The organism is Polaromonas sp., assembly GCF_012927455.1.
Taxonomy (GTDB): Bacteria; Pseudomonadota; Gammaproteobacteria; order Burkholderiales; family Burkholderiaceae_C; genus Polaromonas.
The window spans coordinates 101,285-120,000 of sequence record NZ_JABBPE010000001.1 but is presented as its reverse complement, the minus strand read 5'-3'; the positions used below and the strand labels follow the sequence as shown (position 1 = coordinate 120,000).

Sequence of the window (18,716 nt, the reverse complement as noted above, 5' to 3'; positions counted from 1 at the left end):
AATCCGCCGGGCTTAGATGAGGGGTGATAACGAGGCTGCTTGCAGCCGAAGTGAGTGATACCCTGCTTCCAGGAAAAGCCACTAAGCTTCAGCTACACACGACCGTACCGCAAACCGACACTGGTGCGCGAGATGAGTATTCTAAGGCGCTTGAGAGAACTCAGGAGAAGGAACTCGGCAAATTGACACCGTAACTTCGGAAGAAGGTGTGCCTTTAGTAGGTGAACCATTTACTTGGGGAGCCCAATGAGGTTGCAAAAAATCGGTGGCTGCGACTGTTTATTAAAAACACAGCACTCTGCTAAGACGAAAGTCGACGTATAGGGTGTGACGCCTGCCCGGTGCTGGAAGATTAAATGATGGGGTGCAAGCTCTTGATTGAAGTCCCAGTAAACGGCGGCCGTAACTATAACGGTCCTAAGGTAGCGAAATTCCTTGTCGGGTAAGTTCCGACCTGCACGAATGGCGTAACGATGGCCACACTGTCTCCTCCTGAGACTCAGCGAAGTTGAAATGTTTGTGATGATGCAATCTCCCCGCGGAAAGACGGAAAGACCCCATGAACCTTTACTGTAGCTTTGTATTGGACTTTGAACAGATCTGTGTAGGATAGGTGGGAGGCTTTGAAGCCCGGTCGCTAGATCGGGTGGAGCCAACGTTGAAATACCACCCTGGTGTGTTTGAGGTTCTAACCTAGGTCCATTATCTGGATCGGGGACAGTGCATGGTAGGCAGTTTGACTGGGGCGGTCTCCTCCCAAAGTGTAACGGAGGAGTTCGAAGGTACGCTAGTTACGGTCGGACATCGTGATAATAGTGCAATGGCATAAGCGTGCTTAACTGCGAGACTGACAAGTCGAGCAGATGCGAAAGCAGGACATAGTGATCCGGTGGTTCTGTATGGAAGGGCCATCGCTCAACGGATAAAAGGTACTCTGGGGATAACAGGCTGATACCGCCCAAGAGTTCATATCGACGGCGGTGTTTGGCACCTCGATGTCGGCTCATCTCATCCTGGGGCTGTAGCCGGTCCCAAGGGTATGGCTGTTCGCCATTTAAAGAGGTACGTGAGCTGGGTTTAAAACGTCGTGAGACAGTTTGGTCCCTATCTTCCGTGGGCGCTGCAGATTTGAGGAAGCCTGCTCCTAGTACGAGAGGACCGGAGTGGACGAACCTCTGGTGTACCGGTTGTCACGCCAGTGGCATTGCCGGGTAGCTAAGTTCGGAAGAGATAACCGCTGAAAGCATCTAAGCGGGAAACTCGTTTCAAGATTAGATCTGCCGGGGCCTTGAGCCCCCTAAAGAGTCGTTCAAGACCAGGACGTTGATAGGTCAGGTGTGGAAGCGCAGTAATGCGTTAAGCTAACTGATACTAATTGCTCGTGCGGCTTGACCCTATAACTTTGACAGTCTCAACGATTAGTCAAGGTTGTTATGCTAAGTTGACGCATTCAAAAGACGTAGTCCCAACGGACTGCGCAACTATCTAAATTAAAGCTGATTTGCTCTATGAATCCGATCGGTTGTTTTCAAGACAATCGCTCAAACAGTTATGCCTGATGACCATAGCAAGGTGGTACCACTCCTTCCCATCCCGAACAGGACAGTGAAACGCCTTAGCGCCGATGATAGTGCGGATTCCCGTGTGAAAGTAGGACATCGTCAGGCTCTTACAGCAAGAAACGCCCAGTTGATTTTTGATCAACTGGGTGTTTTCTTTTGCGCTAGATAATACCAATACCTGATTTAAAGTAATAGGGTGGCGAACACACATTGATGCCACAGTCGTCGCGACAGTGGGGGCGGTCAGCAGCTACGCCAAGCAGGTTGCAGCGATGAGGCAGTAATTCTGCAATCTGACTGTTGGCGATGTTAGCGCCAATTGAATACTGGCCACATGGGGGGTCAGTATTAAATCGGCGCTAACAGTCTTGCCTGCCGGCAGAAACTGACTCCCTTAGCGATCTTTAGATTATAGAAAAAGGGAGAAAGCAAAAGAAAAACGTTAAAAAACTATCGAGTAACATTTCTTAGTGGCGCAACACGCCGGACAAGGTAATTGTCGCCAAGCAGCGCGACTCACTCAGGCGTTCAAGATGTACGCTCCTTCTTTCCTGGCCACGCCGGCAGCTACCAATTCCGCGCATAGCTGGTCAATCCAGAAGCGAAGCGGAGCGTCCGCGAAAAATTTCGTCTTGATCTGCATGAAATACGGGGTTGCCGTGGCCCAATTTGTAAATTCATCAAAAGATTGCCGCTGTGTCTCAAGCAATTTGAACTTGAGCAATACCTTGGCCGCATGATGCGCGTGCCTGAGCGGATTTCTGACAAACGAATCCAAGCGCTGACGCGCACGCGCCAAAATCTCAGGGTGATAGGTGAAGACCGACCCATGCCCGGGGATGACGGTTTTTGGCTCCAGACGTTCGATCATATCGAACGTAGCTGCGACTTGGGTAAAGGCATCGTCCCCCTCGAGTTCGGGAAATACCACGCCGAATCCGTTTTCCCATAAAGCGTCGGCGGAAATCAGGATCTTGCCAGCAGGTTCGAAAAAAACCAGTGAGTGAGGATCGTGCCCGGCGGCGGCATGGATTTGCCAATGGGTAGCCCCAAATCGCATTTGCGTTGCTGGCTGAATCGTTTGATCAAATTTGAATTCGGGACAAAGCTGACCTGTTGGCAAATAAATGAGCGCTACCGGGTCCCAGTGAGCGACATGGTGTGCCTGGCCTGGCGGAATCAGTGTTTCGAGTTCTGGATAACGGATCTGCAAAGCCGCATTGCCACCGCAATGATCGCTGTGCAAATGGGTGTTGACGAGAACATCCAGCGGACGCTCGCGCAGAACGGACTCAACCAGGGAAACGGTCTGTGCAGCGTGAGTGCAATAGCCGCTGTCGACCATCAAGGTTTCATCTCCATCAGTGAACAGAATGTTGTTCGCCGACAGCCAGCCACGTTCGAAAACGTGCAGCCCGTTAGGTAAATCTGGCACACCCATCAGAAAGCCCTCGCGCAAAAGGCGTCAGATCTAAGCACGCAACTCACGTCTAAGGATTTTTCCGACATTCGTCTTGGGCAAGTCATCGCGAAATTCAATATGGCTTGGGCGCTTGTAGCCCGTCAGATGCTGCTTGCAATAGGCACTCACGGCGTCTTCAGTTAACGTCGAGTCATTTTTCACGATAAAAACCTTGATGGATTCACCCTGTTGGTCGTCCGCAATGCCTATGGCAGCGCATTCGAGAACGCCGGGACACAAAGAAATCACGTTCTCAAGCTCATTGGGAAACACATTAAAACCCGAAACAATAATCATGTCTTTTTTGCGGTCAATGATTCTGGTGTGGCCGCGCGCATCCATTACGCCAATGTCGCCGGTACGCATGAAGCCGTCGTGGGTAAAGGCCTTTTCGGTTTCCGCAGGCTGGCGGTAATAGCCCGTCATCACCTCAGGCCCCTTGATGCAGATTTCACCAGGCTCGCCCACCGACAGGGATTTTCCGTCGTCATCCTTGATACTGATTTCAATACTCGGCAAGGGCAAACCAATGGTGCCTGAAAACTCAGTGCTGGTCACCGGGTTGCTGGTGCCTATCGCGCAGGTCTCGCTCATGCCCCAACCCTCAATCATGGGGCAACCGGTGACCTCCAGCCAGCGCCTGGCCGTACCTTCAGAGGCTGCCATGCCGCCGGCTTGCGACACGCACAGGCTGGAAAAATCAATCGTTTTGAATTGCGGGTGCTGTAGCAAGGCGTTAAACAGCGTGTTGACTGCGGGTAGCATGTGAAAAGGCCGTTTCGTCAGCACCGCTATGAATTTGCCGAAGTCGCGGGGATTGGGTACCAGCGTTAAATGAGCACCCCAGCGGATCACCAGCAGGCAGAGCGTCAGTGCAAAGATGTGGTGAAGAGGCAAGGCCGCAATGTTGTTGGTCTTGCTGACATCATCAACCCGCCGCAGCGCGGGCGTAAACCATGCCCCCGCCTGCAAAATCGCCGCGACGAGGTTGCGGTGCGTGAGCACTGCGCCTTTAGACAGTCCCGTGGTGCCGCCGGTATATTGCAAAAATGCGATTGAGTCCAAATTATTGTGCGAAGGCTTGAGTGTCTGGAGAGATCCCTCGGCGATATGACGCGATTGAAAGGGGTGACCGAGCGGCCCTGGCTCAAATGCAGTTTATACGCAGGAACCAGCTTGGCCAGATGACGCACGGCGAAGGTGATCCAGCGGCCATACCAGAAGCCGAGCAAATCACCCATGGACGCCACCACGACATGCTTGACGGGCGTCTGATCAATCACTTGCGCCAGCGTGGCGGCGAAATTTTCCAGAATTATCAGGGTGGTGGCGCCGGAGTCCTTCAGCTGATGCGCCAGCTCGCGCGGCGTATAGAGTGGGTTGACGTTCACGCAGGTGTAGCCCGCCCGCAAGACGGCCACCATGCTCACCGCAAACTGCGGCACATTGGGCAGCATGATCGCCACCCTTGCGCCGGGTTCCAGTCCCAGGCTCTGCAGCCAGGCGCCCAGAGCGGACGACAAACTGTCAAGTTGCGCGTAAGTCATCCACCGGTCCATGCAGACCGAAAACGGCTTGTCGGCATTCTTCTTAAATGAGTTTTCGATCAGCTGATTGAGCGAGCCGAAGGGCTCCGGGTCAATCTCGTGCGCCACGCCATCGGGGTAATTCTTGAGCCAATGTTTTTCCATGAAAGCTCCTTAGGGCTCATTGTGAAAGTCGCGGCGCCGAACCTCTAGCGGGCTTGTCCTAATGCGCCGCGTCGGAAGCCAGCAAATGCATCAACCGGGTCTCGCAGGAGACAACGTCGTCATCAAACAGCGACCGGATCCATGCCGATTCGCGCTGAGCGATCACCTGCAAGAAGTCCTCCGCGCCGCGCATGTCGGCAAACGCGTCAAAGCCAGATTCCAGAAACTGCTGAAGCGTTGTGAGGCCGGACGCCGCCGCAGGGCGCCGCATCATCTTCAGCAAGGTGCGCAACCCCACAGTGCGCGTCAAACGGTTCAGTGCCTGCCCAAGCTGCAGCACCACATCGAGTTGCCGCTGCCGGACGGCAGCGTCGCCGACTCCCCGCCAGCAGCGGATGTAGCGGGCGCACTCGCTGCTTTGCGGGTGCTCCGCCCTGTCGGCCAGCCACTGCCGGGCCATCAGATCATCGAGCTGCTCCGTCAGGGCATGCGTTTCGGCCAGCGCTGCTGCCGTGTTGACGACGCTTTGCGGAAAGATTCTGGTGATGGTATTGGCAATGCGGGCAAACTGCTGATCGCGTTCTGCGTAGTTTTTGTCGCTGTACAGCTCTTGCAGAAAAAAGGCGGCCGCTGCCTTGTAGCGCGGGCTGTGCAGCAGGTCGGCGTAGCTGGTTTGAAAGCGGCGCGCCTGAAAGCGCCGGATGGCTGCGCTGGCTTGAGCCAAGGCCGGATCGGCCGCATGCTGCTGGCGCAGTTGCGATACCGTCTGCAAAGCCTTATGAATCTGGTATGCGGAGGCGTCCATAGAGGACTGCAGTTTATCTGGCTCCTTCAGGTCAATCGGGTTCAATTCAGTTCAATTCATGAAATGCGAGCTATTGCCATGTCAAAACCCCATGCGAAACTTCACGCATGCAAAGAAGAACGCTGCTCCTGCTGGGTTTGACGTCCGCTGCCGTATTGGCAGTGGCCGGCGGCGCCGTGGCCTGGCTGCAGCCTGCGCTGTTGCCAAGCGGTGCCTTGAGCGCAACCGGCCGTGAGGTATTTGCCGCCGTCGGTCGCGCCGCACTCGACAAAAGCTTGCCTGATGCAGAAGCTGCGCGGCAGATCGCACTTCAGGGCCTGCTAGCCCGGATCGATGTCTTGGTGCAGGCGCTGCCGCCGCACGCGCAAGCCGAGCTGTCGCAGCTGCTGTCCTTGCTGGGCAGCACGCCGGGGCGTCGCGCCTTCGCCCGCCTTAGGCAGCCGTGGCGCGAGGCCGCTGTGGCCGACATCCAGCAAGCGCTTCAAGGCATGCGCCTGTCCACGCTGGCCCTGCGTCAGCAGGCCTATGCCGCCTTGCACGACATCAGCACCGACGCGTATTTTTCGGATCCGGCCAGCTGGCCCCTGCTGGGTTACCCCGGACCGCGGAAAATCTAATCTTCATCCGGGCACCCTCTGAAATCCATTGAAAGCAGCATGAGTCAAATCAAAGACCCGATCAAGGACGGAATGCAACGCGGCTGGAAAATCTTCGGTGGCGCGCTTGGTCCCCCACCTGAAAAAATCATCTGCGACGTGGCCATCATCGGCAGCGGCGCCGGTGCCGGCATCACCGCCGAACTGCTCGCCAAGGCCGGGCTGCAGGTCGTGATGATTGAGGAAGGGCCTCTCAAAAGCAGTAGCGACTTCAACCAGAAAGAGTCCGAAGCCTACCCCTCGCTTTACCAGGAAAGCGCTGCCCGCAAGACGCAAGACCAGGCCATCAACATTTTGCAGGGCCGCTGCGTCGGCGGCTCCACCACGGTCAACTGGACCAGTTCCTTTCGCACGCCGGCCCCCACGCTGCAGTTCTGGCAAGACAAATTTGGGCTGAGCGCTTACGGCGCCGAAGACCTGGCACCTTACTTCGCGCAGGCCGAGCAGCGCTTGAACATCTTGCCCTGGCTGCAAGTGCCCAATGAGAACAACGATTTATTGCGGCGGGGCGCGGCGCAACTCGGCATCGCCACCGCCGAGATCCCGCGCAACGTCAAGGGCTGCTGGGATCTGGGTTCGTGTGGTCTGGGCTGCCCGACCAACGCCAAGCAGTCCATGCTGGTCACCACCATTCCGGCCGCGCTGGAGCAGGGTGCGCGGCTGTTGACGCAAACCCGCGCCGAGAGGTTCGAGCTGGCCAACGGCCGGGTTACCGCCCTGATTTGCCGTGTTGTGGAGCTAAATGGGGCTCTGGCCCAATCAGGACGGGCGCAAACAGCTATAAAAATAATAGCAAAGCATTATGTGCTTGCGGGCGGCGCCATCAACTCGCCGGCCGTGTTGCTGCGCTCAGGCGCGCCTGATCCGCACGGCCAGCTAGGCAGCAGAACCTTTTTGCATCCGGTGGTGATGTCGTCCAGCGTCTTTGCGCAAAAAGTCGAGGCCTGGAACGGCGCGCCGCAAAGCGTTTACTCCGACCATTTTCTGCAAACCCAGGCGATCGACGGCCCCATCGGCTACAAGCTCGAAGCGCCGCCGCTGCATCCGGTGATTTTTGCCTCCACCGTACCTGGCTTTGGCCAGGGCCAGGCTGATTTGCTGCGCTCTTTCCCGCACAACCACACGCTGCTGGCATTGCTGCGCGACGGTTTTCATGCGGAGGCGCCCGGCGGCCAAGTCAAGTTGCGCGCGGACGATTCTGCTGTGCTGGACTACCCGCTGAGCGACTACGTGCTGGACGGCGCACGTCGCGCGTTGCTGTCCATGATGGAAATCCAGTTTGCTGCCGGCGCCAGGCAGGTGTTGCCGCTGCACGAAATGGCTGTGCCCCATACCTCGTGGGCTCAGGCGCGCAAGGCGCTGCAAGCCTTGCCCATGAGGCCGCGCTTGGTCAAGCTGGTAAGCGCGCATGTGATGGGCGGTTGCGGCCTGGCCGGCACCGAGCGGCAGGGCGTGACGCGGCCCGACGGTGTGCATTGGCAACTGGAAAACCTCTCAATTCACGACGGCTCGCTGTTTCCGACCAGCATTGGCGCCAATCCGCAACTGTCGGTTTACGGTGTGGTCAACCGGCTGGCGCAGGGGCTGGCGAAAAAACTGGGCGGACGTGACGTCACGCTGGCTTGACCGCGACCGTTTTCCATCCATGCTGGCGCATCTGCAAAAACTCATCACCCTCGGCCTGCTCGCTGCGGCCGCTGGCTGGCTGCTTTACTTTGGCCGCACTGCCCCCTGGCTGGCCGTAGGCGGTTTTGCGGCGATTGCGCTCGCCTACACAGGCTTTCTTGCTATCGAATTCATACTGCTGAGCATGGTCGGCCAAAGCGATGCAGCCACCCGGCCGAGCGGCCAGGAGCTGCTGGGCGCCTGGCTCGGTGAAGTACTGGCAGCGCCGCCGGTGTTCTGCTGGCGTCAGCCGTTTCGCGCCCATGCCATTGCCGACCATCTTGCGCCGCCAGAGTTGCTGCACGGGCGGCGCGGCGTGGTGTTCGTCCATGGCTTGTTCTGCAACCGTGGTTTCTGGACACCTTGGCTCGAGCGTTTGCAGGGCGGCGGCCACGCCTTCGTCGCCGTCAGTCTGGAGCCGGTGCTTGGCTCCATCGACGACTACGCGCCGCAGATCGAAGAGGCGGTGGCGCAAGTCACGCGTGCCAGCGGCTTGGCGCCGCTGCTGGTGTGCCACAGCATGGGTGGGCTGGCCGCCCGCGCCTGGCTCAAGCACCTGCAGGCCGAAGCGCGCGTGCACCATGTCGTGACTTTGGGCACGCCGCACCGCGGCACCTGGCTGGCGCGCTTTGGCCATGGCCACAACGCCCGCCAGATGCGTCTGCTGTCCGATTGGCAGGCGCAACTCGACCATGACATGCCCCCAGACCGGCATGCGCTCTTCACCTGCTGGTATTCCAATTGCGACAATATCGTGTTCCCGAGCGCCAACGCCACCCTGCCCGGTGCGCGGAACCGGCTGGTGCGCGGCGTCGCCCATGTGCAGCTGGCGTTCTTGCCGCTGGTCATAACCGAGACGCTGGCTTTGCTGGACGCCCCCTTGCCTTAAGCGTTGCCGACCTGGTCGTGTCTCTCGCAATCTGCATGTTAATTTCACACAAAACTGGATGGGCCTAGTTACTTGCCCCATGGGAGGCGATTTTTTAGACTTCTTCTGAAACAGGAAGGAGCGCCCCGTGTCATTGCAATCGCGGCAAGATGCCGATTTTCAGGAGTCCGACCCGGCACCGCCCGTCAGCGAAACGGCTGCGGATGGCGGGCCGGCCCTGCTGGCCTTGCTGGTTGACGAACTGGCCCACGGCGTGCTGGTCGTCAGCGCCCAGAGCTGGATTCTTCATGCCAACCACGCGGCCCGCCTTGAACTGACCCAGGCTGTCGTGCTACAGGCTCATCGGGGCGAGCTCAAGGTCGTTTTGGCGGCCGACAGCAAGCTCTTCAAAAAAGCTTTTGACCACGCCGTGGAAGGCCTGCGCGGCCTCGTCGAGTTGTCGGCCGGCGCCGCAGCGTGCACGCTGGCACTGGTACCGTTGGGCCATCAGGCGGGCCGGCGCTGCGAACGCATTGCCGTGTTTTTGTCGCGCGCCGGCGTCTGCGAGTCCGCCGTCTTTGGCTCATTTGCCCGCAGCCATGGCCTGACCCGCACCGAAGAGCAGGTGCTGATCTTTTTGAGCCACTGCCTGAGCACACCGCAGATCGCCCGGCAAATGAGCGTTGCCGTCTCTACCGTGCGCAGCCATGTGCGCAGCCTGTGCCTCAAGACCGCCAGCAGCGGTGTTCGCGAGCTGGTGAATCGGGTAGCGATTTTGCCGCCGTTGAGGCCTTTGTCACCGGCGTAGGCAAGCTGGGCGGTATTCCGGAGTCGGGCAACGTGCTAGATTACGCGCATGAAGAGTTCGAACACACTTTCCGCAGCCGGCCTGTACGCCAACCTGTCTCCGGAATTGAGCGCGCTCGCCTTGCGCGGCACGGTGCACGGCTATCCCAAGAAGGTGATCCTGATCAATGAAGCGGACACCGGCGACAGCCTGTTTGTGCTGCTCAAGGGCAGTGTCAAGGTGTTTTCGATGAATGAAAACGGGCGCGAAATCACCTTCGGAACTATTTATTCAGGCGACTATTTCGGTGAAATGTCGCTCGACGGTGGTGCCCGTTCAGCGTCCGTCATGACGCTGGAGCCCAGCACCTGTGCCGTACTTAGCCGGACGCAGGTGAGCGAGCATTTGGCACATACACCCGAATTTGCCATGAGTCTGGTGGTGCAGGTAATACGCCGCGCCCGCGCCGCCACCGAGGCCGCACGCAGTCTTGCGCTGCTCGACGTCTATGGCCGGCTGATCGCGGTGCTCGAAGAGCGCGACGGCGTCTTGGTGCGCGAAGGCGAGGCCGGCATCACGCTCGAACCCATCACCCACCAGGACATCGCCAACCGCGTCGGTGCCTCGCGTGAAATGGTCAGCCGCCTGCTCAAAGACCTCGAAAGAGGCAAGTACATCGAGATGGGCAGCAAGCGCATTACCATGCTCAGGAAGCTGCCTGCGCGCTGGTAGGGCGACAAAGCCTTTTTCATAGCGCGTTAAAAATTTTTCGCGTGACTTGCGGGGCCGCATCACTTGTGCCGACCAGCCGCGCGACGCCGCTGCTTCGGGTGCTTGCCGCGTTCAGTCCAAATAAAATGGGATTTTCGTCACTGAACGCCTCCGTGTCAGCAAGTTTCACCACACCGGGCCGCTGGGGGCGCCCCGCGTCGGGGTCGGGCGTTTGCGGGGAATAAAGCGCCCAGTGCGGACCGCTGATCCGCGTGCCACCAACCGACACCGTGTTCTGCCCGGCCGCAATGCTGCTGAAGTTGCCACTGCGGCGTATCGGTGAAGGGTTGTCGGGGTGGTCGACAAATGATCCGGGGTCTCCGCTGGTGTCGTAGTACGGGTCTTCCAGGTAGGACTGCAATGCACCGGTATGTACCCCGATGATCTCGTCATCACGTTCAACAAAGGCGTCCAGGGTTACCTTGCCTGCTTCGGTGTTGGTGATTTTGATTTCCCAAACACCACTGGGAGCTGTGGCGCGTGTCTTTTCAACCGAAAACGTGGGCGCAACTGCAATCAATGCACAGGTTCCATGAGCGCCAAGGGCGACGGATTCGGGATAAATCAGCGCACAAAGGGGCTGGTCGCCAGCGCCTTTCCAGATGCCTGATTCGCCCCAAGCCAGCGGCGGGAGGCCGTCATGGCCAGGCGGAGTGAGCTGCACGGTAATTCCGCTGGCGCTTGGTGGCATCCAGAGTTCCAGGAAATTTTGCGTTAAATCGCCGGGTTGCCCGCGCCAGTGAAGCGTCACATGATCTCCTTTTGATAGCGTTGCATTAGCGTGGCTACGGCTTTGGTAGCTGTTGCCGGCAGGCAAAATGATTTGCAAAGCGCCGGCCTTCAGCGCTATCAGCTGGTCCATCGCCGCTTCAAGTAGCGAGCTGCCATCGTGCGGCCCGGCCATAGTGCCCCAACTGATGTTGACCGCCACCTTGGTGCCTGGCGCGCAACGCGACAGGATGTACAGCAAGCCATCCATGATGTGAACGGTCATCGATCCACCGGAGGTGTCAAAGACCGTGTCCCAATCAAGCTGCACCGCCACAAGCTCGCAGCGGCTGGCATCATCAGTGGCCAGCGACCAGCTGGGCGGCGCATCGGGAGACGCGGCAAGCTGTGCCAGCACCGTGCGCGGCCCACAGGCAATGTCCATGACGTGGGTGCCGTGGTTCAACTGCTTGTTCAGCTCCATGCTCATCTTGAAGTGCTGGTAGACAGCTGTCTCATCGACCATGCCGCCATAGCTGTTGCGTTGCATGGCCTGATTGATGTCTGCTGCCGTCAGCTCATGGCCGTAGCCCAGTGCCTGGGGCACCTTGCCCGCCCCCTCTTTGTCCTGGCGCCAGAAATACCCGATCCGCGCCTTGCCATCACGCAGGAAGTTCGTGTTGGCGAAGGCGAAGCCACCATCAATCAGGCCGATCACCTTTCCCTGGAGTAGCGCATGCGGGGCGGCCGTGTTCGCCGCCTCTGGCGCAGTCGGGTCGTCTGCATGCTGGCCGCCAGGCAAGCCAAGCTCAAACCTCTGAACCAACGCGTGCAGGCGTCCGCCTTTGCCACTGTGTTTGAAGAACGCGGACCTGACCCGAGCCGTGCAAAAGCGCAGTCCGGCAGGGGCCGCATCGGAGCTGTAGACCGGAGGCACATACAACCATTTGGGCGAGGACGCCGCTTTCAGTTGCGAAACGCTGACACCTGACGCGAGCTCGATCAGCAGCGGCAGCCACTTGGGCGGTTTGGTCAAACCGTAGCCCGCAAACCTGTCGGCTTCAGCCCAGACCAGATAGGGGTCAAAGCTGCTGGTCGCACCCGGTTTGGCCCAGTCAATACCGGTGAATTCACCCGTAGGTAATTTGCTCCAGATCATGAGTTGCCTGCCTGTTCTAACTGATTGAATGAGTGACTATTTGACGGGCTGCCATTCCTTGACCGCCATATCCCACATGAAGGCCAGCAGTGGAGACGGGGCCACGACGCCAATCGGCGAGAGCAGCTGGTAGTAGCCGCTCTGGTTGTCTGACATGGAGACACGCAGGTCAAAGTCCACCGCATGGCCTTTGGCATCATGAAATTTGGGGCCGTCAAAGCCGCGCTGATGAAGTTTTGGAGTGCCCATGCAGCGCGCCACCATGAACTCCCCTAGCGCTGTTCCAAGCAAGCGCCCCACCGCGCTGTCTACCGGGAAATGCAGCCCGGCGACGGTGCGGTTAACGGCAATGCGCGCGGCTTGCCGCTGTAACTGCTCTTCATACTTGGCACCTGTTTTATTGGCGGCCTGCAGTAATGCTTGCAGCAACGTTGCGTTCATGAACGCCTCGGTTGAATGTCCGCTGGGCCAGCTAGCGTGTCCCGGGGTGGGAATCATCGGCTGGACTTGCGGCGAAAGCTCGACCGGACGCTGGCACGCAAACGCATGCTTGAGCCGCATTTCCACATGCGAGGCCAGCGACAACGCCAACTCAGCGAGTTCCAGTGTGTATTTATGCCGATGCGCCTGCAGGCCAATAATCGATGCCCAAAATGGAACTTGCGGCACCAGCTGCGTGAGAACTTCTATCGCCCGGTCATCCCTCAACTGCGCGTAGTTGGACACCAGCTCGAGTTGTTGCGAGAACACCTTCGCGCAAGGTCGTACCAGTTTGACGAGGTCCAGGTTCTTCAGCGGTTTTTTGTCCAGATTCACAAAGCCCAAGGTCACGGCTTCTTTAGATTGGTTGACGTCGAAGCGAAGCCCAGAAAAAAGCTCCAGTGTGCAAACCTGCAATCGGGGAACGACCTCCCATCGCGCCAGGCGGTCTGGCTTGTCGAGTGGCGCAGGCAACTCGGCGGGAAGCGTCCTGCCCTGGAACGGACCAACGAGAGCGGAGCGGCTGCGCGTGAGTGCGCCCGCAAGAGACGGGCTCCATGGCTCCACCAAGCCCCCTAAGCCCCCACCCGTTCCGCCTCCGGTACCCCCTCCTGTCCCTCCCCCTGTACCGCCGCCGGTTCCACCGCCAGTACCGCCTCCCAAGGTGCTTAAAGTTGACATGGTTTTCTTTCGTTTTAATTAATCAAACCAAATTAAATCAAGATTCAGGAATTCCCATTTTGCGAAGAACTTCTGCAAAGCGTTGGCGCGTCGTGCTGGCCGGGCTACCCATGGAAAGGTAGTTTGAAACCGTCAAATTTGGAATCTCCACAAGCAAAAGCTTCAGGGTGTCATGGGCTTCTTGAAGCTTCCCGCTCTCCGTCTGCGCCTGCAGCAGTACCCGCAAAGCCGGTTGATGATGCCGGTTTGCCCGCAGCGAACGCTTGGCAGATTCAGCAGCTTTTTCGCACTCACCGTTGGTTATCTGGCCGGAAGCCAGAATCACGTCAAAAAAATACTTGAGAGGATCAATCGGTGACAGCTGTGCGGCGTGCTCGGCCTCAGCCACTGCGCTGGCTGCGGAGCCCCACATGGCGGACCACACGCTTTTGTACAGCCAGCCCAAGGGCTCATTGGGGTTGAGCTCAATGGCGTGTTTTATGCACTGGTGCGCAGCATCCGCCTCGCCCAGCAACTGGCATCGGGTGTAGCCTTCAATCGCCAGTGACAAGGCGTTGTCTGGGGAAAGGTCCAGGGCCCTGCGGGTCTGCTCCAGTGCGAGTTGGGTATCCTTCCCCGGCTCGGTACTCATGCCCCGAATCACCCGCATGGTGTACCACTTGGCAAGCCATGCACGCGGCGTCGCTGCCCGGTTGTGACGATCCATCAATGCTTCAAGGACCGCCCGACTGCGATCAAAATCCCGAGCGGAGGAGCGATGCATCAGGGCAATACCACCCAGCAGCAAAGCGCCGCTGTCCAGCCGCGGCAGCGGTTGCGCCAACGATTGCTGGACTTCGGAATCAATCAGGGCTCTGCTCGCTGTTGCCGCCATGCGATTGACCAGGTCGCTCTGCGCTTGCAGCAGATCCATCGTGTCACCCGACAGGCGATCAGCCCAGATTACCTGGCCGCTGTGCGCTTCGGCCAGCTCCGCCATGATCAGGATCTTGCTGCCGCTGGCGATATAGCTGCCCGACAGAACAAAAGAGGCCGCGAGGCGACACTCGGCCTCTGAAACTGCGCCTACGCGGCCTCGTAAAGCAGTGGTGGACAGGCGGGAAATGACGCGCAAATCAGCGCTGCGAGACAGCTGGGCGATGATGCCATCGGCCAACAGCTCGCCGATCACAAAATGTTCCGGTTCGTTGCTGCGCGCTTCAAACGGGATGACCGCCACAGTGGGCCTGAAGTCTGGCGCTGTAGCGTGTGCCGCAGCAGGCACACGCGCCAGATCGTCAACCGGCCAGGCGCGGTAAACCTGTATCGGCTCGCTAAGGTGCTTGAGGTGGCACTCGCCCAGGTCTTCAATGTCTGCGTCGAGGCCTGCGGGAAGGCAGTCGCGCAGTTCAGCGCTGATCACCACATCGCCCGGCCCGGCAAGCGTCGCAAAGCGGGCGGTCAGGTTGACATCCGTGCCGTAAATATCATGTTTGTCGGTGACAAACCCGGCTACATGCCCGCCCATGCGCAAGTGCATCTGCCGGTCTTCTGCCAAATCTTGATTGGCCAGCCGGCTGAAGATCTGTAAATCAAAAGCGGCTCTGACACAGCCGGCGGCATTGGCAAACTCCAGCATCAGGCCATCGCCGAGGCTCTTGACGATGCGCCCGCCGTGCTGCGGCAAAATTCGCTGTTCCACCTGCTGCACCAATTGCTGCCAGCGCCGTACAAAGTCATCCTCGTCGAATGCCATGAGCCGCACGGACTCAACCACATCCATCACCAGCAGCACCTTGGTACTTCGGTTTAGGGCGTGCGGCAGTTCAGTCAAATCAGTCATTGCCGGGAGCGTAACAAAGTTTTACCTAGTGGGTTGAGGCAGGAATGGCTCCAAAGGAAACATTCGGTGACTTGTTGCGGGCCTTGCCGCGCCGCGTGCGGCCTTTTTATCGCGGATTCAGCGCTGAATCAGTCGGTCTTCAGCCAGCTCTGCGTCCGCCTCCAGCTCAGGCAGGCTTTTCAACTGCATGTATATCGGCGTGAAATCCGGCGCCGCCATGTCAAACAGCTGCTGAAGGCTGTCGATGACGAAATAGCTCTGCTGGTAGCTGTCAATTTTGTAGCGGGTGCGCATGACGCGCAGCAGATCGAGCGCGATGCGCTGCGGCTCGGGGCTGGTCACCGCATGCACCAGCTCGCCCGGTGAACTCAAGACGCCGGCGCCATAAGCCCTTAACCCCTTGTTGGGGCCGTCGTTTTGCCGGATCAGCCCAAACTCGACGGTGTACCAGTACAGGCGCGACAGCTGCTCGCAGGCGCCCAGCCGGTGCGCCTTCAGCCCGGCGGCGCCGTAGGCTTGCATGTGGTCGGCAAACACCGGGTTGAACAGCAGCGGCACATGGCCCAACAGGTCGTGAAACACATCGGGCTCGACGATGTAGTCAAACTCCGCCGGCGTGCGTATCCAGTCGGTGACCGGGAACTTGCGGTTGGCCAGCAGCGTAAAAAATGGCACTTCGGGAATCAGCCCCGGCACTGCCACCACTTCCCAGCCTGTGGCCGGGCGCAGCTGCTGGTTGATGTCGTCAAAGCGCGGAATGCGGCTGCTGGCGCCCAGTAAGGGCAGGGCGGCGATGAATTCGTCGCAGGCCCGGCCCGGCAGCAGCGCCGACTGCCGCTCGTACAGCCGGCGGTAGGTGTCGTGGTCTTCTTGTGTGTAAGAGGCGTAGTTTTGCGGGCAGGTGTAGTCGGCCTTGACTTGGCCAGCACGCGCATAGTCGCCGCGCGGTGGCCGTTCGGACTGGCCATAGACGACCGGCGCTGGGCTCGCCGGTGCAGCTGGAACGCGCTTGATCATGGCTGGTTCAGCACGCCGCGGCGCATCTGGTCCAGTTCGATACTTTCAAACAGCGCCTTGAAATTGCCTTCGCCAAAGCCGTCGTCGCCCTTGCGCTGGATGAATTCAAAAAAGATCGGTCCGAGCTGGTTTTCGCTGAAGATCTGCAGCAGCAGCGCGCCTTTTTTGCCATCGACCAGAATCTTGCGCTTCTTAAGCTCGACCACGTTTTCGCCGTGGCCCGGGATGCGCTGGTCTATCAGCTCGTAGTAGGTGTCTATGGTGTCGAGCAGCTTGACGCCACTGGCGCGCAACGCATCGACGGTCGCCCCCAAATCGTTGCTGCTCATGGCAATGTGCTGGATGCCCTCGCCCTGGTAGCGCTCCAGGTATTCCTGGATCTGGCCGGCTTTTTCGTTGCCTTCTTCGTTGATCGGGATGCGGATCTTGCCGCAGGGGCTGGTCATGGCCTTGCTTTTCACGCCGGTCAGCTGGCCCTCGATGTCGAAGTAGCGGATTTCGCGGAAGTTGAACAGCCGTTCATAAAAGCCGGCCCATTCGTCCATGCGGCCCCGGTGCACGTTGTGCGTCAGGTGGTCGATAGTGGTCAGGCCGTGGCCCGCCGGGTCGAGCGCGTCGCCTTGCACCCCGGGCAGCGGCTCGAAGTCTACGTCGTAAAAACCGATGTTGCCGATGGCGCCGGGCTGGGCGCCGTTCTTGCCGCGCCACTGGTCGATGAAATAGATGATGGAGTCGCCAATGCCCTTGATGGCCGGAATGTTCAACTCGCCCGGTCCTGCGGTGTGTGCGTAGCCCCAGGCACCGAGTGAAATCGCCCGTTCGTAGGCGGCTTTGGCATCTTGCACCCGGAAGGCAATCGCGCACACGCTGGGGCCATGCTGGCGCGCAAAGCGCTGCGCAAACGAGTCGGGCTCGGCGTTCAGGATGAAGTTGATGCCGCCCTGGCGGTAGAGCAGCACGTTTTTGTGGCGGTGCCGGGCGATCGGCTTGAAGCCCATGCGCTCAAACAGCGCGCCCATGGCTTGCGGGTCGGGAGCGGCATATTCGATGAATTCGAAGCCGTCGGTGCCCATGGGGTTGTCCCATGAAGTGGCCGGCGCGTTGGCCGGCTTTAGGGTTGAAGTCATGCTTGTCTCCAGAAGACGTTTTTAATGGGAATTAAGGCCTTGGTCAAGCCTGAAGCGGTTGGGCTGGGGCTGACGGCCTACCTAAATGTGCGGCTGTAAAAGCACACCGAAAGCCATCAGCGCGACGAGGCAGCGTGCAGACTTGGTCCGAGGTGGTGAAATGCGCGGCTTTGAAGGGCGGCATGGACTATTGCTGAATGTCGTGGTGCAGCACATGGCGCACCACAACCGCTTCATCATGGACGCCTTGCCCAAGCACCCCGGCGCGCGCGGTTGCAAAACCAGTTTCGTGCTGGAAGGGACCGAGGCCACGACGGCCATGCGGGTTTGAAGGGGGGTCTGATTGAGAGCTAAAAGGCCGGTGATTTATGCGTTGTTGCGCTGCAACATAAAAACTGATTGGGGAGATCCGTTTAGCTACAAATCTGATAGCGTACTATGCTCGTATTTATTGGGCTGTGGCCGATTTTTGCCAGATTGTGTGAGGGTGGCGGCCATTCGCTGCGGCTAAAACGCCTAATTCCAGGTAATCAAAAAGGCTGTTATTGGGGATTGAGTTGGGGAAAACCCTTATATTGACACCATGGTTAACTCAAGCGCACTTCTAAAAGCATCCTTCAACGCAGGCAAGGAATTCTTTCGCCCGCCGATGCAAGAGCATGCGCAGCGTCCGCCCAGTACGTCCCACACCGCCCTGGTGCTGGTGCCGATCCGCTCGATTGGCCCGCGCCACGGCGAGCGTATTGCCGCGCACCTGCTGGCGCTCGCTCCCCGTGACCGTTACTTGCGCTTTGGATATGCAGCCAATGACGAGCAGATACACCGCTATGTGGACGGCCTCAATTTTGAACGCGACGAGATTTTCGGAATCTACAACCGCAAGCTGGAATTGATCGCGATGGCGCATCTGGCGTTTTCGAACGACGCTGAACACAAGAGCTGCGCCGAGTTTGGCGTCTCGGTGCTGGCCCAGGCACGCGGCCGCGGCTTTGGCTCGCGCCTGTTCGAGCGCGCCGAAATACACGCACGCAACGAGGGCGTTGACATGATGTTCATCCACGCACTGAGCGAAAACACCGCCATGCTCAATATTGCCCGCAAGGCCGGCGCACGCATTGAGCGCGACGGCTCCGAGAGCGAAGCCCATCTCACGCTGCTGCCGGCCAACCTCGATTCGCGCATCACCGAACTGCTCGACGAGCAGATCGCCCAGACCGATTACCGACTCAAGGTCCAGGCCAAGAAGTTCTGGGCTTTTCTGGCCATGCTTCAGGAGGTCAGGCGTGGCGTTCGGGAGGGGCGTGACCGCACGCCGATGTAGGGGCTGTTTCGGGCTATAGCCCAATAGAAATAGCCGCTCGCGCCCGTATTAATTGGGCTACAGGCACAAATGATGCTGAAGGCGGCGCTAAAGCCGCCGCCGCTGGCAAGCATCGACAAGATTCGCCCGCCACC

Annotated in this window: 13 protein-coding genes, 2 rRNA genes and 2 pseudogenes (1 of these 17 cut by a window edge); 9 read left to right on the top strand and 8 right to left on the bottom strand. The window is 59.0% G+C overall.

Translation table 11 applies throughout. The features are described 5' to 3' along the window. Nucleotides 1-1,396, top strand: a 23S ribosomal RNA gene (locus HHJ18_RS00585); it begins 1,483 nt to the left of the window's first position. Nucleotides 1,397-1,554: 158 nt separating this feature from the next. Then, nucleotides 1,555-1,667 (top strand): 5S ribosomal RNA (gene rrf, locus HHJ18_RS00580). Nucleotides 1,668-2,082: 415 nt separating this feature from the next. Here rrf and HHJ18_RS00575 read toward each other — a convergent pair. From HHJ18_RS00575 to HHJ18_RS00565, 3 genes and pseudogenes are all read right to left on the bottom strand, one after another. Beyond that, complete coding sequence (locus HHJ18_RS00575) at nt 2,083-3,003, bottom strand: MBL fold metallo-hydrolase (protein WP_296910455.1); 921 nt, start codon at nt 3,001-3,003, stop codon at nt 2,083-2,085. A gap of 30 nt (nt 3,004-3,033) precedes the next feature. After that, nucleotides 3,034-4,715, bottom strand: a pseudogene (locus HHJ18_RS00570) (AMP-binding protein). A gap of 58 nt (nt 4,716-4,773) precedes the next feature. After that, nucleotides 4,774-5,520 (bottom strand): hypothetical protein, encoded by a 747-nt coding sequence (locus tag HHJ18_RS00565; RefSeq protein WP_296910453.1) that lies wholly within the window; start codon nt 5,518-5,520, stop codon nt 4,774-4,776. Between the two features lie 107 nt (nt 5,521-5,627). On the opposite strand from HHJ18_RS00565, the gene HHJ18_RS00560 reads away from it, so the two are divergent. The 5 genes from HHJ18_RS00560 to HHJ18_RS00540 all read left to right on the top strand — a co-directional run bounded on the left by HHJ18_RS00560 (nt 5,628) and on the right by HHJ18_RS00540 (nt 10,228). Further along, nucleotides 5,628-6,137 (top strand): hypothetical protein, encoded by a 510-nt coding sequence (locus HHJ18_RS00560; RefSeq protein ID WP_296910451.1) that lies wholly within the window; start codon nt 5,628-5,630, stop codon nt 6,135-6,137. Nucleotides 6,138-6,176: 39 nt separating this feature from the next. Continuing rightward, nucleotides 6,177-7,802 (top strand): GMC family oxidoreductase, encoded by a 1,626-nt coding sequence (locus HHJ18_RS00555; RefSeq protein WP_296910449.1) that lies wholly within the window; start codon nt 6,177-6,179, stop codon nt 7,800-7,802. A gap of 19 nt (nt 7,803-7,821) precedes the next feature. Then, nucleotides 7,822-8,730, top strand: a complete 909-nt coding sequence (locus tag HHJ18_RS00550) for an alpha/beta fold hydrolase (RefSeq protein ID WP_296910478.1) — start codon at nt 7,822-7,824, stop codon at nt 8,728-8,730. Nucleotides 8,731-8,857: 127 nt separating this feature from the next. Continuing rightward, a complete protein-coding gene (locus tag HHJ18_RS00545) occupies nt 8,858-9,517 on the top strand; it encodes a LuxR C-terminal-related transcriptional regulator (protein WP_296910447.1) in 660 nt (219 codons plus the stop codon). Between the two features lie 48 nt (nt 9,518-9,565). After that, nucleotides 9,566-10,228 (top strand): Crp/Fnr family transcriptional regulator, encoded by a 663-nt coding sequence (locus HHJ18_RS00540; RefSeq protein WP_296910445.1) that lies wholly within the window; start codon nt 9,566-9,568, stop codon nt 10,226-10,228. A gap of 16 nt (nt 10,229-10,244) precedes the next feature. On the opposite strand, the gene HHJ18_RS00535 is transcribed toward HHJ18_RS00540, so the two are convergent. The 5 genes from HHJ18_RS00535 to hppD form a co-directional block, all read right to left on the bottom strand. Further along, entirely contained in the window at nt 10,245-12,134 is a 1,890-nt protein-coding gene (locus tag HHJ18_RS00535) for a hypothetical protein (protein WP_296910443.1), read from the bottom strand. A 36-nt stretch (nt 12,135-12,170) separates the two neighbouring features. After that, nucleotides 12,171-12,965 carry a phosphatase PAP2 family protein gene (locus tag HHJ18_RS00530; RefSeq protein WP_296910440.1) on the bottom strand — a complete coding sequence of 265 codons (795 nt, stop codon included), beginning with the start codon at nt 12,963-12,965 and terminating at the stop codon, nt 12,171-12,173. 367 nt (nt 12,966-13,332) lie between these two features. After that, a complete protein-coding gene (locus tag HHJ18_RS00525; RefSeq protein WP_296910438.1) occupies nt 13,333-15,117 on the bottom strand; it encodes an adenylate/guanylate cyclase domain-containing protein in 1,785 nt (594 codons plus the stop codon). A 117-nt stretch (nt 15,118-15,234) separates the two neighbouring features. After that, nucleotides 15,235-16,134 carry a phenylalanine 4-monooxygenase gene (phhA, locus tag HHJ18_RS00520; RefSeq protein WP_296910436.1) on the bottom strand — a complete coding sequence of 300 codons (900 nt, stop codon included), beginning with the start codon at nt 16,132-16,134 and terminating at the stop codon, nt 15,235-15,237. Continuing rightward, complete coding sequence (gene hppD, locus HHJ18_RS00515; RefSeq protein ID WP_296910434.1) at nt 16,131-17,261, bottom strand: 4-hydroxyphenylpyruvate dioxygenase; 1,131 nt, start codon at nt 17,259-17,261, stop codon at nt 16,131-16,133. Before hppD ends, phhA begins: the two co-directional genes overlap by 4 nt. A gap of 36 nt (nt 17,262-17,297) precedes the next feature. Here hppD and HHJ18_RS00510 point away from each other — a divergent pair. Both HHJ18_RS00510 and HHJ18_RS00505 read left to right on the top strand, forming a co-directional pair. Then, nucleotides 17,298-17,592, top strand: a pseudogene (locus tag HHJ18_RS00510) (Lrp/AsnC family transcriptional regulator); the annotation flags it as partial. A 252-nt stretch (nt 17,593-17,844) separates the two neighbouring features. Then, nucleotides 17,845-18,582 (top strand): GNAT family N-acetyltransferase, encoded by a 738-nt coding sequence (locus HHJ18_RS00505; protein ID WP_296910431.1) that lies wholly within the window; start codon nt 17,845-17,847, stop codon nt 18,580-18,582. Nucleotides 18,583-18,716 lie beyond the last annotated feature (134 nt).